Source organism: uncultured Amnibacterium sp., from assembly GCF_964245895.1.
Taxonomy (GTDB): domain Bacteria; phylum Actinomycetota; class Actinomycetes; order Actinomycetales; family Microbacteriaceae; genus Amnibacterium.
In genome coordinates, this window is the sequence record NZ_CAXTOQ010000008.1 from 1 (window position 1) to 13,862 (window position 13,862).

The 13,862-nt window shown below is 74.8% G+C and carries 15 protein-coding genes; 8 read left to right on the forward strand and 7 right to left on the reverse strand.

Features of this window, described 5'->3' with window-relative positions:
• On the forward strand, window positions 1-344 hold a 344-nt coding region (locus tag ACFE60_RS02340), incomplete at its 5' end, for a hypothetical protein (RefSeq protein ID WP_375387230.1).
• 8 nt (window positions 345-352) lie between these two features.
• On the opposite strand, the gene ACFE60_RS02345 is transcribed toward ACFE60_RS02340, so the two are convergent.
• Window positions 353-769 (reverse strand): DUF6789 family protein, encoded by a 417-nt coding sequence (locus ACFE60_RS02345; protein WP_375387231.1) that lies wholly within the window; start codon window positions 767-769, stop codon window positions 353-355.
• A 119-nt stretch (window positions 770-888) separates the two neighbouring features.
• On the opposite strand from ACFE60_RS02345, the gene ACFE60_RS02350 reads away from it, so the two are divergent.
• Together ACFE60_RS02350 and ACFE60_RS02355 are read left to right on the forward strand one after the other, a co-directional pair.
• Entirely contained in the window at window positions 889-1,902 is a 1,014-nt protein-coding gene (locus ACFE60_RS02350; protein WP_375387232.1) for an AAA family ATPase, read from the forward strand.
• A gap of 45 nt (window positions 1,903-1,947) precedes the next feature.
• Window positions 1,948-2,100 carry a hypothetical protein gene (locus ACFE60_RS02355; RefSeq protein WP_375387233.1) on the forward strand — a complete coding sequence of 51 codons (153 nt, stop codon included), beginning with the start codon at window positions 1,948-1,950 and terminating at the stop codon, window positions 2,098-2,100.
• Between the two features lie 86 nt (window positions 2,101-2,186).
• Here the strand turns inward: ACFE60_RS02355 and ACFE60_RS02360 are convergent, their stop codons facing one another.
• Window positions 2,187-2,603, reverse strand: coding sequence for a VOC family protein (locus ACFE60_RS02360; protein WP_375387234.1), 417 nt, complete (start codon window positions 2,601-2,603; stop codon window positions 2,187-2,189).
• A 2-nt stretch (window positions 2,604-2,605) separates the two neighbouring features.
• On the reverse strand, window positions 2,606-3,172 hold the full coding sequence (locus ACFE60_RS02365; protein ID WP_375387235.1) for a dihydrofolate reductase family protein: 567 nt from the start codon (window positions 3,170-3,172) through the stop codon (window positions 2,606-2,608).
• 144 nt (window positions 3,173-3,316) lie between these two features.
• Here ACFE60_RS02365 and ACFE60_RS02370 point away from each other — a divergent pair, with 144 nt between their 5' ends.
• Genes ACFE60_RS02370 through ACFE60_RS02380 form a run of 3 tightly spaced genes read left to right on the forward strand, consistent with a single transcriptional unit; the run spans window position 3,317 to window position 5,483 of the window.
• Window positions 3,317-4,006, forward strand: a complete 690-nt coding sequence (locus ACFE60_RS02370; RefSeq protein ID WP_375387236.1) for a hypothetical protein — start codon at window positions 3,317-3,319, stop codon at window positions 4,004-4,006.
• A complete protein-coding gene (locus tag ACFE60_RS02375; protein ID WP_375387237.1) occupies window positions 4,003-4,665 on the forward strand; it encodes a DUF1345 domain-containing protein in 663 nt (220 codons plus the stop codon). The genes ACFE60_RS02370 and ACFE60_RS02375 overlap by 4 nt, the downstream gene beginning before the upstream one ends.
• Before the next feature lie 59 nt (window positions 4,666-4,724).
• Window positions 4,725-5,483: a methyltransferase gene (locus ACFE60_RS02380; protein WP_375387238.1), complete on the forward strand. Its 759-nt coding sequence runs from the start codon at window positions 4,725-4,727 to the stop codon at window positions 5,481-5,483.
• 3 nt (window positions 5,484-5,486) lie between these two features.
• Here the strand turns inward: ACFE60_RS02380 and ACFE60_RS02385 are convergent, their stop codons facing one another.
• Window positions 5,487-7,997 carry a DEAD/DEAH box helicase gene (locus tag ACFE60_RS02385; protein ID WP_375387239.1) on the reverse strand — a complete coding sequence of 837 codons (2,511 nt, stop codon included), beginning with the start codon at window positions 7,995-7,997 and terminating at the stop codon, window positions 5,487-5,489.
• A gap of 286 nt (window positions 7,998-8,283) precedes the next feature.
• Between ACFE60_RS02385 and ACFE60_RS02390 the strand changes: the two genes are divergently transcribed.
• Entirely contained in the window at window positions 8,284-9,528 is a 1,245-nt protein-coding gene (locus ACFE60_RS02390) for an FAD-binding domain-containing protein (protein WP_375387240.1), read from the forward strand.
• A gap of 17 nt (window positions 9,529-9,545) precedes the next feature.
• A complete protein-coding gene (locus tag ACFE60_RS02395; RefSeq protein ID WP_375387241.1) occupies window positions 9,546-10,175 on the forward strand; it encodes a LysE family translocator in 630 nt (209 codons plus the stop codon).
• A gap of 122 nt (window positions 10,176-10,297) precedes the next feature.
• On the opposite strand, the gene ACFE60_RS02400 is transcribed toward ACFE60_RS02395, so the two are convergent.
• The 3 genes from ACFE60_RS02400 to ACFE60_RS02410 form a co-directional block, all read right to left on the reverse strand.
• A complete protein-coding gene (locus ACFE60_RS02400) occupies window positions 10,298-12,961 on the reverse strand; it encodes a phosphoenolpyruvate carboxylase (RefSeq protein ID WP_375387242.1) in 2,664 nt (887 codons plus the stop codon).
• Between the two features lie 47 nt (window positions 12,962-13,008).
• The gene (locus tag ACFE60_RS02405; RefSeq protein WP_375387243.1) at window positions 13,009-13,200 is read right to left on the reverse strand and encodes a hypothetical protein; all 192 of its coding nucleotides are present in this window, start codon (window positions 13,198-13,200) and stop codon (window positions 13,009-13,011) included.
• A gap of 73 nt (window positions 13,201-13,273) precedes the next feature.
• Entirely contained in the window at window positions 13,274-13,756 is a 483-nt protein-coding gene (locus ACFE60_RS02410) for a class I SAM-dependent methyltransferase (RefSeq protein WP_375387244.1), read from the reverse strand.
• Window positions 13,757-13,862: the final 106 nt, after the last annotated feature.

Sequence of the window (13,862 nt, forward strand, 5' to 3'; positions counted from 1 at the left end):
TCCGCGGCAGGGCGAGCCTGCCGCGGGTCGTGCAGGCGGCGCAGCGGGCCGCGCTCGACGCGACGGACGACCGGCGGCTCGAGTCGCACGCGCTGCTGCGCCTGCAGGAGCAGCCCGGCTCCTGGGTCGTCGAGCTCGCGGGCGAGCCGCCGATGCGCGTGCTCGTCGAGGGCGTGCAGGAGGGGCCGCTGCTCACCACCTGCCTCGCGACCGTGCCGGTCGTGGTGGCGGGGTTCCGCTCCGCGGTGGAGGGCGCCCGCCGGCACCCGAGCGGCCGGGCGCCGGCTGCGGTGCCGCCCGCGGACGGCGGCCTGCGCGTCACCGGCGGCGCCGCCTCCGACTGACCACGGGCTCAGCGCCGCGCGAGCCCGCCCAGCACGAGCCCGAAGACGACGTGCGCGGTGAGCATCGTCGCCACCCGGCCGCCCCGGTCCCGATGGGCCGGCGGCAGCGCGCCGAGCGCGGGGATCCAGCCCTCGTAGCCGAGCGCCCACACCGCGAGCGCGTAGGCGACGCCGAGGCGGGGCGCCGGTCCGCGCGGGCCGGGCAGGCCCGCGAGCACCGCGCCGGCGACGACGCCGATCGCCAGGTGCACGACGACCGCGGCCCGATGAGCGGCGGGGTCGTCGAGCGCGGGCGCGAGGTGGTCGACGATGCGGCGAGGCGGCTGGCCGGGCATCCCGCCGCAGCGCTCGGACGCGACCATCGGCACCGACATCGCCGCCGTCGCGACGGCGCCGGCCAGGGCGCCGCGGAGGAGGTCGCGCACGGCGCTCCTCCCGTCGGGGCGCGTCCGCGCCGAGCGGCGACCGTACGCCGTGCACGCCCCCGTCGGCTGGGAGCACGGCCGCCGGGCGGACCCCCACCGCGGCCGCCTACGCTCCCGGGGTGCCGCGACGCCCCGACCCGATCAAGCACCTGCGCGACGCGGTCGCCCGCCGCCTGGTCGACCAGGTGCGGCGGCCCGGCCTGGAGGGCGTGGAGAGCCTGGTCGGCGACCTGCTGACGCGGCCGGCGCCCGCGCGTCCGCTGGCCGCGATCGAGGCGGACCTCGATGCCCTGGTCGGGCTCGACACGGTGAAGGAGCAGGTGCGCGCGCTCGTCGCGTTCCTGCAGGTGCAGGCGAGGCGGAAGGCGCACGGCCTGCCCGAGGTCGCGACCTCCCAGCACCTCGTGTTCCTGGGCAACCCGGGCACGGGCAAGACGACGGTCGCGCGGCTGCTGGCCGAGATGTACCGCGCGGTCGGCCTGCTGCAGAAGGGCCACCTCGTGGAGGTGGACCGCGCCGGCCTGGTCGGGCAGTACGTCGGCGCCACCGCGATCAAGACCGACCGGGTGATCCGGCGGGCCCTCGACGGCGTGCTGTTCATCGACGAGGCGTACGCGCTGTCCCCCGAGGGGGACGGCCGGGTCGACTTCGGTCCGGAGGCGATCGAGGTCCTGCTGAAGCGGATGGAGGACCACCGCCACCGCCTCGTGGTGATCGTCGCCGGCTACCCGCGGCTGATGGAGGCGTTCCTGCTGTCCAACCCGGGCCTCCGGTCGCGCTTCGCCCGGGAGATCCGGTTCCCGGACTACTCGGCCGACGAGCTCGAGACGATCTTCACGACCACGGTCGCCCAGCAGGGCTACGTGCTGGAGCCTGGCGCGGAGGAGGCGCTGCGCCGCGTGCTGACCGGCTCCCGCCGGGACGACGGCTTCGGCAACGCTCGCTTCGTCCGCACCCTGTTCGAGCAGGCGCTGGGCCGGCAGGCGCTGCGGCTGACCCGCGGCGACCACGGCGCGGTGGATGCGCTGGATCGCGCGGAGGTCGCGACGCTGACCGCCGAGGACGTCGTCCAGGCCGCCCGCGCGCTCGGCGCCGACCCCGAGCCGCCTCGCCGGCGGTGGTGGCTCGGCTGACCGCTCGCGGGGGCCGTGTCGGTGGCGTCGCGTACTGCTTGGGGCATGACCTCGACCCCTCCATCCCGGTGCCGCTGGTGCGGCGAGGCGCGGCTGGTCGCCGTGCTGCTGCCCGGGCACGGCGACCCCGAGGCGACGGTCTGCCTCGCCTGCGGCCGCCCGCAGCCCGTCGAGCAGGAGCACCGGGCCGAGGGGTGACGGCCGGGCGCTACGCGCGGGCCGCGCGCCCGCGGCGACCTGCGGCGTGGAGCGCGTGGCCCGTGCGGTACGGCGTCGGGTGCGGATCAGCCGGGGAAGTCGCTGGGCCCGAGGCCCGCTGCGTGGCCGGCGGGCCACTCGGTCAGCTCGATCCGGTGGCCGTCCGGATCGGCTGCCCACGACGTGCGGGGACCGTCGGGGCCGCCCGGCCGCTGGACGGCGGACGGGGAGGCGCCGGCTGCGCTCAGCGCCGCGACCGCGGCGTCGATCGAGTCGACCTGCACCGCGAGGTGGGTCAGACCCCGGCCTACCTCGAACGCCCGACCGCTCGGGTCGTGCACCAGCTCGAGCGCGGCGAACTCGTCGTCCGGCAGCCGCAGCAGCGTGAGGTCGCCGAGCTCGGTGCCCGGGACGGTGCCGACCACGGTGTAGCCGAGCGCGCGGTAGAAGCGCAGCGACGCCTGGGGGTCCGAGACCCGGAGGCCGGGATGGAGGGTACGCATCCTCAGCGCCGCCGGCGGTACCGCAGCTCGATGACCCCCTCCTCGTCGGCGGGGCTCGAGACGAGCGTGAACCCGTAGTTCCCCGGCACCTCGTCGAACAGTCGGGTGCCCGAGTTCGCGATGAACGGGTAGAGGCTGATCCGGAACTCGTCGATCAGGTCGAGCCGCATCAGCGACCGCCACAGGCCGACGCCGCCCCAGACGACGACGTACCCGTCGCCCTGCCGCAGGCGGTCGATCTCCTCCGCGGTGTCGCCGGACGCGATGGTCGTGTGCTCCCAGTCCGCGGTCTGCAGCGTCGTGGAGAGCACGACCTTGTTCCCGGCGTTCATGATCGGCGTCCACGGGTTGGTGGTGGACTTCGCGAACCCCTCGGAGAACTGCTCGTAGGTCCTCCTGCCCATCAGGTGCGCGGAGGCGCCGCCGAGGAACGCCATCGTCGCCGCGTCGTGGTCCGGCCCGCCGTGCTCGTCGAGCAGCTCGAACGCGAAGGTCCAGAAGTCGGTGTCCGGATCGGCGAGCAGGCCGTTCAGGGAGTAGTTGAACACCAGCGCGACCACGTCTCGCATGTCGAGGGCTCCTTCGTCCACCGGATGTGATCGGTGTCCACATCCTGATCCGCAGTCTGTCCCATCCGAGCCGCCCTGTCGCTGGGGAGCCGCTCGAGGGGCCGAGCCCGGCTCGGTGTCAGCGGGACAGGGGAGCCTGCTGCCGTGGTCCGTCAGCCGGCGTCGCGCGAGGCGATCGAGGCCGCGCGCGCCCGCCTCTACCGGCCGGACGTCACCGACGCCGATCGTGACCGCTACGCCGCTCTGGTCGCGGTGCCGGCCCAGCAGCCGACCGAGCCCGCCGCGGGTCTCCCCGCTGCGGCCGAGCAGCCGCCCGCCCGCCCGCGATCGCGTCGGCGGACGACGTCCGGCGTCGTCGGGGTCCTCCTGGTCCTGGGCGCCGCGGTGCTCGCGGTCGGCCTGCAGCACGGCGCGACCGCGTCGTCCCCTGCCGCCTCGGCGACGAGGAGCGAGTCGCCCACCGCGCTGCACCTCAGGGACGTCCCCGTCGGCTGGCGGCTGTCGTCGCTCGTGCGGCGCGACGACGCGATGGCGAGCGGCTCGAGCCTGACGATCAACCGGTCGGTCACCGGCGGCGAGTTCCTCCTCGTCGTCCGATGCCCGGTGGAGGACGGGCGCTTCCGCGTCGTGCTGACCGAGACGGGCGAGCGCTTCGGCGGTCCGTGGACAGGCACCTGCGGACCGCAGACGACGGTGCCGCTGGCGCTCGAGCGCGGCGTCGGGCGGGTGGAGGTCGTCATCACCACGCGGGGCGAGCTGCCGTTCGCCGGCGCGGTCGTCCGCAGGGGGAGCGGCAGTCCGCGGGCGGCCGTCCCGCGCCAGGACGGGCGATGACCGGGCGGGCGGAGGAGCAGGCGCGCCGCACGACGGCGGGCGGCTACCTCGCGACCGCGGTCGAGCTGGTCGTGGTGCTGTCGGCGGTGCTGTACGCGGTGGTCGGCACCACCGCGGCGCTCGTGACGTGGGAGGTGCTCGCCGTGCTCTACCTGCTCGTCGGCGCCGCGTACGCCGTCCTCGACGGCCGGCGGGTGGCGATCGCGGGCCGTCGTGGGCCGCTCGGCGTCATGTCGTGGCTGCTGCCGGTGACGGCGAGCGTCGCGGGCATCTACTCCGCCGTGCTCGCGCTCGCGGACGTGCCGCGCGCCTCGGGCGGCCCGATGGACCAGGCCACGACGGTGACGCTCGCCGCGACGGCGGGCATCATCGTGTCCTGGCTGCTGCTCCACGTCGGGTTCGCGCAGATCTACCAGGAGTCCTTCGACGGGCACCCCGACCAGCCGGGGCTGCGCTTCCCGGACACCCCCGAGCCGCGCCTGCTCGACTTCCTCTACTTCTCGTTCGCGATCGGCGCGGCGTTCGCGACGTCCGACACGCAGGTCACCGTCGGCCGGATGCGCCGCACGGTCCTGCTGCACAGCGTGCTCGGGTTCTTCTACAACGCGCTGGTCGTCGCCGTGGCGTTCGACGTGCTGCAGCGATTGACGACCGCGTAGCCCACGCCGCCGGCCCGCTGTCGCGGAGGGGGCGCTCGTGCGGCTGCCAGGATGGGGCCGTGGTCGAGCGGGCGCGCAGCTTCGGCGCGATCGCGGCCGGCTACGAGCGCTTCCGTCCCGGCTACCCGGAAGGTCTCGCCGACCGCATCATGGGCTACGCCGGCCGTCCCGTCCGGACGGCGCTCGAGATCGGCGCCGGCACGGGCAAGGCGACCCGGCTGCTCGCGGCGCGCGGGGTCGAGGTCACGGCGACGGAGCCCGACGCCGCGATGCTCGACGAGCTGCGGCGGCGCGTGCCCGACTCCGTCCGCACCGTCCGGGCCGCGTTCGAGGAGCTGTCGCTCGATCGCCGGTACGACCTCGTGCTGGCGGCCGCGTCCCTGCACTGGACGCGACCTGAGGGTCGCTGGGAGCGGGTCGCCGCCCTGCTGACCGAGGGCGGGGTGTTCGCGTCCTGCGGCGGACCGGTCCGACTCGCCGACCCCGGGGTGGAGGCGGCCGTCCGTGCTGCCCGCGCGGGCTTCCTGGACGACGACGAGCTCCCGTCGCCCGACGGCACCGCCGAGGACGCCGCGCTGCGGTGGCCCGGGACCGAGATGCTCGCCTCCCCGCTGCTCACCGACGTCGAGCAGTCGGTCCTGCCCCGCAGGTCGATGCGCTCGCCGGACGAGTGGGTCGGGTACCTGTCGACCGTGTCCGCGTACGTCGTGCTGCCGGAGGCGGCGCGGCGGGAGGTGCTGGCGCGCATCCGTGCGGTGCTGCCCGACCGGGCCGAGGTCGTCTCGGACGTCGTGCTGCACCTCGCGCGGAGGCGGTGAGCGCTAGACGACCCCGTCAACCATCCCGACCGCGGTGACCCGCACGACGGCATCGCCCGCCTCGTCGGAGGCCGCCAGGTCGATGACGGCGCTGATGCCGAAGTCGTGGTCGCCCGCCGGGTCGTCGAAGATCTGCCGGACGCGCCACTCGGTCGGCGTCTCGGTGATGAGCAGCATCGCCGGGCCGCGGGCGTCGGGGCCGATGCCGAGCCGCTCGTGCTCGTCCCAGTACGCGTCCATCGCGTCGGCCCAGTCGTCGGCGCCGAAGCCGGCGGCCGAGTCCAGGTCGCCGAGCGCGGCCCAGTCCGACCGCGCCGCGAGCTGGACCCGCCGGAACAGCTCGTTCCGGACCATCACCCGGAACGCGCGCACGTTCGCGGTGAGGCGACGCGGCGCCGGCGGGACGATTGCCTGCTCCTCGTCGTGGCGGGTCGGGTTGCTCAGCTCCTCCCACTCGTCGACGAGGGAGGAGTCGACCTGGCGCACCAGCTCGCCGAGCCACTCGATCAGGTCCTGCAGCTCCTCGTCCTTGATCTCGTCCGGGATCGTCTGCCGCGCCGCGCGGAACGCGTCGGACAGGTAGCGGAGCACCAGCCCCTCCGACCGGGAGAGCTTGTAGAGGGCGCAGTACTCGCCGAACGACATCGCCCGCTCGACCATGTCGCGCACGACGGACTTCGGCGACAGCGCGAAGTCCCGCACCCAGGGCTGCGACGCGGCATAGGTCTCGAAGGCGGCGTCCAGCAGCTCCTTCAGGGGCTGCGGATGGGTGACGTCCTCGAGCAGCTCCATCCGCTCCTCGTACTCGATGCCCTCCGCCTTCATCGCGTTCACGGCCTCGCCGCGGGCCTGGAACTGCTGCTGGCTGAGGATCGGGCGCGGGTCGTCCAGCGTCGACTCGAGCACCGACAGCACGTCGAGCGCGAAGGTGGGGGAGTCGGGGTCGAGCAGCTCGAACGCGGCGAGCGCGAACGGCGACAGCGGCTGGTTCAGCGCGAAGTTCGGCTGCAGCTCGATGGTGAGCCGGATCACGACCGACCCGTCCGGCTGCGCCACCTGCTCGACGACCTCGGCGGCGCGCAGGGTCCGGTATATGCCGAGCGCGCGACGGGCGAGCTCCAGCTGCCGGCGCCACGGCTCGTGGTTGTCGAACACCAGCGCGTGCACGTTCGCGAACACGTCGCCGCCGCGGCCGATGACGTTCAGCAGCATCGCGCTCGTGATCTGCAGGTGCGAGGTCAGCGTCTCGGGCTCCGCCGCGATCAGCTTGCGGAAGCTCGGCTCGCCCCACGACACGAAGCCCGCCGGCGCCTTCTTCGACACCCACTTCCGCTTCTTCTTCGGGTCGTCGCCCATCTTCGCGAGCGCCTTGCGGTTCTCCGACTCGTGCTCGGGCGCCTGCGCGACGACGGTGCCCGCGGTGTCGTACCCGGCGCGGCCCGCGCGGCCGGCGATCTGGTGGAACTCGCGGGCGGTCAGGTGCCGGGTACGGGTGCCGTCGAACTTCGTCAGCGCGCTGAGCAGCACGGTGCGGATCGGCACGTTGATCCCGACGCCGAGGGTGTCGGTGCCGCAGATCACGCGGAGGAGGCCCTGCTGCGCGAGCTGCTCCACGAGCCGCCGGTACTTCGGCAGCATCCCGGCGTGGTGCACGCCGATGCCGAGCCGCAGGAGGCGGCTCAGGGTGCGGCCGAACGCGGTGGTGAAGCGGAAGCCGCCGATCACCTCCGCGATCCGGTCGCGCTGCTCGCGGGTCGCGACCTGCGCGCTCGCGAGCGCCTGCGCGCGCTCGAGGGCGGCGAGCTGGGCGAAGTGCACGATGTAGATCGGCGCCTGGTCGGAGTGCAGCAGCTGGTCGATGGAGTCGTGGATCGGCTCGAGCTCGTAGAAGTAGTGCAGCGGCACGGGCCGCTCCACCCCCGTCACGCTCGCCGTGGGCCGGCCGGTGCGGCGGGTGAGGTCCTCGGCGAGGGCGGTCACGTCGCCGAGCGTGGCCGACATGAGGACGAACTGCACCCGGCGCAGGGTCAGCAGGGGCACCTGCCACGCCCAGCCGCGCGCCGGGTCGGCGTAGAAGTGGAACTCGTCCATCACGACCTGGTCGACCGGCGTCTCCGGCCCGTGGCGCAGCGCGAGGTTGGCGAGGATCTCCGCGGTGCAGCAGATCAGGGGCGCGTCCGCGTTCACCGACGAGTCGCCCGTGACCATCCCGACGTTCCCGGCCCCGAACACCTCGACGAGGGCGAAGAACTTCTCGCTGACCAGGGCTTTGATCGGCGCCGTGTAGTAGCTGCGCTTCCCCTGCGCGAGCGCGGCGGCATGCGCGCCGATCGCCACGAGCGACTTCCCGGTGCCGGTCGGCGTGGAGAGGATCAGGTTGGCGCCGGAGACGATCTCGATCATCGCCTCCTCCTGCGCCGGGTAGAGCGGCAGGCCGCGCTCCTCCGCCCAGCCGGCGAACGCGGAGTACGCCGCGTCCTCGTCGAGCGTCCCGTCGGGCAGCGGCGGCGGCATGAGGTCGAGCAGCGAGGAGTCGATGCTCCGATCCTCCCAGCCGCCCCTCGAGTGCTTCAGCAGGACGGAGGGCTTCAGCAGGACAGAGGGCTTGAGGTTCGAGGGCTTCAGCAGGACAGAACGCCTTCAGCAGGACGAAACGCGCGATTTCGTCCTGCTCGAAGCGTTTCGTCCTGCTCAAGCCCTCGGCGCCGGCCGCGCCCCGGCCGAGGCGGGCGCGCCCCCTCCGGCTGCGAGGTCGAGCGGCGCCGGTCGCGGTTCCTCGGCCGCTCCGTACGCTGCGCTGGTGCCCCGCCTCCCCGCTCCGGACCTCGACGACGCGGTGGCGTGGGTCGCGGCGCACCTCGGCGACCTCGCGCTCGAGGGGCCGGAGGGGGTCGCCGCGTCCCGGCGGTTCACCGGCGGGCAGGCAGCCGCGGACGAAGCGGCTGCCGCGTTCGACGTCCGCGGCTACGCGAGTCGCCGCAGCGAGGTCCTGCCGGTCGAGGACCGCGGGGCGAGCGGGCTGTCGCCCTTCATCCGGCACGGGCTGCTGCCGCTGCCGCGGGTCTGGGACGCGGTGCAGGGCGGCCCGGCCCGCGACGTCGCGAAGTTCCGCGACGAGCTGCTCTGGCAGGAGTACGCGCGCCACGTCTACGCGCGGGTCGGCCGGCGCATCGCGCAGCCGCTGCGCCGGGAGCCCGCCGTCGGGCAGGGCTGGGAGGGCGAGCCCTACCGCGAGGACATGGCGTGCATGTCGGCCGTTCGGCACGAGCTGGTCGACGACGGCTGGCTGGTGAACCAGACGCGGCTCTGGGCGGCGTCGCAGTGGACGGTCCGAGCGGGACGCGACTGGAGGGAGGGGGAGCGGGCGCTCTACCGGCACCTCGTCGACGGCTCCCCGGCGGCCAACGGGGTGGGCTGGCAGTGGGCGGTCGGCGCGGGCACCGGCAAGCCGTACGGGTTCAGCCGGTGGCAGGTCGAGCGGCGGGCGCCAGGCCTCTGCGCCTCCTGCCCGCTGCGCCGCGCGTGCCCGGTGCAGGACTTCCCGCCGGCGCAGACCGGCGCGCAGGTGCCGGCCGCGCCCGGGCTCGCCGCCGATCCCGACCCGCAGACGACCGCGGGGCCGCTCACGGTGGAGATCACCGCCGAGCCGGAGGCGGTGTGGCTGACCGCGGAGTCGCTCGGCGACGCGGACCCGGCGCTCGCCGTGCACCCGGACCTCCCGGCCGTCTTCGTGTTCGACGAGCCGCTGCTGCGCGGGCTGCGGCTCTCCGGGAAGCGGCTCGTGTTCCTCGCGGAGTGCCTCGCCGACCTCGCCGCGCGGCGTCCGGTGGAGGTGCGCCGCGGCACGGTGGGGGAGCAGCTCGCGGGCGGGCCCGTCGCCGTGACGTGGGCGCCGGTGCCGGGGTTCCGGACGCGGTCGGCGCGGCTCGACGTGGTGGAGCGGCACCCCTGGCCGTGGCTGCGCCGCCCGGCCGGCGGCTCGGCGCGGTCGTTCACGGCGTGGATCGATCGCCACGGCGGCAGCCCCGCGGCCCGGCGCCGCTGACTCGCTACCGTCGTCGCATGACGGTGACCCAGGCGCTGCTGTCGTTCGCGGTGATCGCGCTGCTGCTCACGATCACGCCGGGGATCGACACCGCCCTCGTGCTGCGCTCGGTGCTGACCAGGGGCCGCCCTGCGGCCGTCCGCACCGGGCTCGGGATCGTGACCGGGGCGTTCGTCTGGGGTGCGGCGGCCGCGGTCGGCGCCTCCGCGCTGCTGGCCGCGTCCGCGCTCGCGTACCGGCTGCTGGTGCTCGCCGGCGCGGCGTACATGGTCGTCCTCGGCGTCTCGATGCTCGTCCGCACCTTCCGGCGCGCGGAGGTGGGGCCGCTCGCCTCCGCGCCGCCCGCCTCCGCCTCCCGCGCGTACCTGACCGGGCTCATCACCAACCTGCTGAACCCGAAGGTCGGGGTGTTCTACGTCGCGACCATCCCGCAGTTCATCCCGGCGCACACCGTGCCGGTGCTGATGGGGCTGTCGCTGGCCGCCGTGCACGTCGTGCTGACGGCGGTCTGGTTCGCCGCGCTGATCGCCGGCGGCTCCGTCGCGTCCCGCGTGCTGCGCTCGGCGCGGGCGCTGCGGATCATCGACCGGGTCACGGGCGTCGTGCTGATCGGCTTCGGCGCGCGGCTGGCGCTCGAGCCGCACTGACCCTGGCGCGAGCGTTCGCGGATCCGGATGGATCGAGCGACACGCCGCCCCGCGCGCCTCCGCACCGGCGTGTCGCCGCCCCTATCCGGATCCGCGAAAGGAATCCGGATCCGCGAAGGGGGTCAGCCGGTGTTCTGGAGTCCCGCGGCGACGCCGCTGACGGACAGCAGCAGCAGGCGCTGCAGCTCGGGGTCGGCGGGCTGCTCCTCCGGCGTCTCCCGCAGCGCGCGGAGGGCCCGCAGCTGCAGCAGCGACAGCGCGTCGACGTAGGGGCTGCGCATCTTCACGGCGCGCTGCAGCACGGGCTTGTTCGCCAGCAGCTGGTCGCCGCCAGTGAGGCGCACGACCCAGTCCCTGGTCAGGTCCATCTCCGCCAGCACCATCGCGGCCAGGTCCTCGCGGTCGCCGAGCGCGAGGTAGTGGCGGGCGATCCGGCCGTCCGCCTTCGCGAGGCTCATCGCGACGTTGTCGATCATCGTGTGGAAGAGCGGCCAGTCGCGGTAGGCCTCGGCCAGCAGGGCCTCGTCGCCGACCGCCTCCAGGGCGCTGCCGAGCCCGAACCAGCCGGTCAGGTTGATGCGCGCCTGCGTCCACGAGAACACCCACGGGATCGCGCGGAGGTCCTCCAGCGACTCCACCGACAGGCCGCGGCGGGCGGGGCGCGAGCCGAGCGCGAGCAGCCCGATCTCCTCCATCGGCGTCACCGTCGCGAACCACGGCGCGAAGCCCGGCGCCTTCACGAGCGCGAAGAAGCGCTCGCGCGAGGTCGAGTCCATCGTCGCGGCCACCTGCGCGAAGCGGGTCGCCGCCGCCTCGTTGCGGTGCTCGATGGAGGGGGCGGAGGCGAGCAGCACCGCCGCGGCGACCTGGTCGATGTGCCGCATCGCGATGTCGCTGCCGCCGTACCGCGCGAAGATCACCTCGCCCTGCTCGGTCAGCTTGAACCGGCCGTCCACCGAGTGCGGCGGCTGCGCGAGGATCGCGGAGTTCGCGGGCCCGCCGCCGCGGCCCAGCGCGCCGCCGCGGCCGTGGAAGAGCGTGAGGACGATGCCGTTCTCCCGCGCCCAGATCGCGATCCGCCGCTGCGCCTCGTACAGCGCGAGCGTCGCGGCCACCGGTCCGACGTCCTTCGACGAGTCGGAGTAGCCGAGCATCACCTCGAGGCGGCGGCCGGTCGCGTCGAGCCGGGCGGCGAACTCCGGGTGCTCCACGATCTCGGCGAGGATCCGCGGCGCGGCCTGCAGGTCGGCGAAGGTCTCGAACAGCGGGATGACGTCGAGCACCGGAGGCGTGCCGTCCGGTCCGACCGCCGCGCGGGCGAGGCGGTGCACGGCCGCGAGGTCGTCGGCGGACCGGGTGAACGACACGATGTACCGGCCCGCGGCGCTCGGGCCGTAGCGCTGCTGGATCTGCGCCACGGTCCGCACGACCTGCAGCGCCTCCTCGGCCTGCTCGCCGAGCGGGCCGCCCGCCTCGATCTCCGCGAGCACCTTCGCATGCACCGCGGAGTGCTGCCGCACCTCCAGCTCGGCGAGGTGGAACCCGAACGTCTCGACCTGCCAGATCAGGCTCTGCAGCTGCCCGTACGCCTGCCGGGGCGCCCCGGCCGCGACGAGCGACTGCTGCACGACCGCGAGGTCGGCCAGCAGCTCCGCCGGCTCGCGGTACGCCAGGTCCGCGTCCCGGGTCCTGGTCGCCGCGATCCGGCGGGCGAGCAGCAGGACCACGCGGCGGTGCGGCTCGTTGGGGGAGCGCTTCGCGACCTCCGCCGCCACGTCCTCGTCGCCGGCGCGCAGGCGCCGCCAGAGCGCGAGCAGCGCATCGGACGGCGGGGTGGTCGTCGCGTCGAGCGTGAGCGTGCGCCCGACGCGGGCGGCGGTGCGCTCGAGGCCCAGCAGCACGTGCTCGCTCGCGATCGCCGCCGCCTGCTTGGTCACGGAGGCGGTGACGAACGGGTTGCCGTCGCGGTCGCCGCCGACCCAGGTGCCGACCCGCACGAACGGGCGGACCAGCGGCGCGCGGTCGCCCGCGTCCTCGCCGGTCAGCAGGTCGTCGATGCGCCGGTACACCGCGGGCACCGCGGTGTAGAGGGTCTCGTCGAAGACGGCCATGATCGAGCGCACCTCGTCGACCGGCGACGGCTTCTCCGCCCGGAGGGGCGCCGTGCGCCACAGGGTGTCGATCTCCTCGAGCATGCTCCGCTCGATCCGGGCGAGCCGGCTGCCGCCCGGGGCGTCGTCGTGCTCGTCGAGCAGCTGCGCCAGCCGCCGGATGCTGCCGGACACCGCGCGCCGGCGCGCCTCCGTCGGGTGCGCGGTGAACACGGGGTGGAACCGCAGCGACTGCAGCCGGTCGAGCGCGGCGTCCGCGCCGACCTCGCTCGACAGCTGCGCGAAGGCGCCGCCGACCGAGTCGGTGCCCTCGCGAGGAGCCGTGTCGCGGTCGCGCAGGGCGCGGACGCGCTGGTGCTCCTCCGCCAGGTTCACGAGGTGGAAGTAGGCGGTGAACGCGCGGGCGACCTCGTCGGCCCGCGCGACCGTCAGGCCGTCGGCGATCGTCGCAGCGTCGGAGAACGCCTCGTCGGTCTCGTCCGTGTAGGCGTGGATCGTAGCGACGCGCAGGCGCTCGACGTCCTCGAAGACGCCGGGGGAGCCGCTCTCCCGCAGCACCCGGCCGAGCAGCTCGCCGAGCAGACGCACGTCGCCGCGCATCCGCTCCGGGATCCCGTGCTCCGCGTCGAACCGTCCGACGACGTCGATCTGCTCGGGCTCCGCGGACGAACGCATGGGCTCAACGCTAGGGGGCGCATGTTTCGCGGAGCGCACGTGGCCGCTCAGGCCCTCGTCGCCGACACCTGCATCCGCACGGAGTCGATGACGCCGTCGGGCAGCTGCGCGGCGACCCGGCGCACCAGCGCGAGCGCGTCGTCCTGCGGCAGGTCGCGCAGGATCGCGCCCATGATGACGGTCGCCAGGAACGCCTCGAGCTGCTCGCCCCGCTGCAGCGCGACGGGGTCGGGCACCACGCGGACGTCCACGTCGCGGAAGCCGGCCGCCTCGAGCGCCGCCGCCGTGTCCGCCGCGCTCGCGAACTCCCAGTCACCCGGGTCCGCCGGCCCGCCGGCCCGCCTCCAGCGCCCGGTTCACGGCGACGATGTCGCCCTCGCCGCCGAACTCCGCCTCCCGCCGGCCGCCGGAGGGGAGCGCGCCGGCGATGCGCCGGAACAGGGCCGGGTGGTCCGGGATCCAGTGGAACGCGGCGACGCTCATCACGCTGTCGCCGCGGATCGCCGCCGGGAAGTCCTGCGTGAGATCGGCACGGACCACGTCGACTCGATCGAGGCGGTCACCCAGCCGCTCGCGGAGCCGCTCGAGCATCCGCGTGGAGGCGTCGACGGCGACGACCCGGCCCTCCGGCACGCCGTCGAGCAACCGCTCGGTGTCCCTGCCGGTGCCGCAGCCGAGGTCGACGACCGTCGCATCGGGCGCCGGCCCGAGTCGCGCGATCACGCCGTCGCCCCAGCGGGCGTGGGGGAGCGGCAGGGAGTCGTAGGTCGTTGCGTCCCACTCGAGCAGCACCATCCCGGCAGCGTAGCGACGGCTGTCGCGTCGAACACGTGTGCGAAGGTCAGTGTCGGAGGCCCGTGATGGGATGTCTGCATGCAGCAAGGAACCCCTGATGAGGAGC

What these genes read in the sequence shown, in the direction of transcription:
- ACFE60_RS02385 (WP_375387239.1), bottom strand. Translation starts at nt 7,997, where the DNA reads ATGCCGCCGCCGCTGCCCGACGGGACGCTCGACGAGGACGCGGCGTAC.
- ACFE60_RS02365 (WP_375387235.1), bottom strand. Translation starts at nt 3,172, where the DNA reads ATGCGAGACGTGGTCGCGCTGGTGTTCAACTACTCCCTGAACGGCCTG.
- ACFE60_RS02375 (WP_375387237.1), top strand. Translation starts at nt 4,003, where the DNA reads ATGACCGGGCGGGCGGAGGAGCAGGCGCGCCGCACGACGGCGGGCGGC.
- ACFE60_RS02395 (WP_375387241.1), top strand. Translation starts at nt 9,546, where the DNA reads ATGACGGTGACCCAGGCGCTGCTGTCGTTCGCGGTGATCGCGCTGCTG.
- ACFE60_RS02410 (WP_375387244.1), bottom strand. Translation starts at nt 13,756, where the DNA reads ATGGTGCTGCTCGAGTGGGACGCAACGACCTACGACTCCCTGCCGCTC.
- ACFE60_RS02355 (WP_375387233.1), top strand. Translation starts at nt 1,948, where the DNA reads ATGACCTCGACCCCTCCATCCCGGTGCCGCTGGTGCGGCGAGGCGCGG.
- ACFE60_RS02360 (WP_375387234.1), bottom strand. Translation starts at nt 2,603, where the DNA reads ATGCGTACCCTCCATCCCGGCCTCCGGGTCTCGGACCCCCAGGCGTCG.
- ACFE60_RS02400 (WP_375387242.1), bottom strand. Translation starts at nt 12,961, where the DNA reads ATGCGTTCGTCCGCGGAGCCCGAGCAGATCGACGTCGTCGGACGGTTC.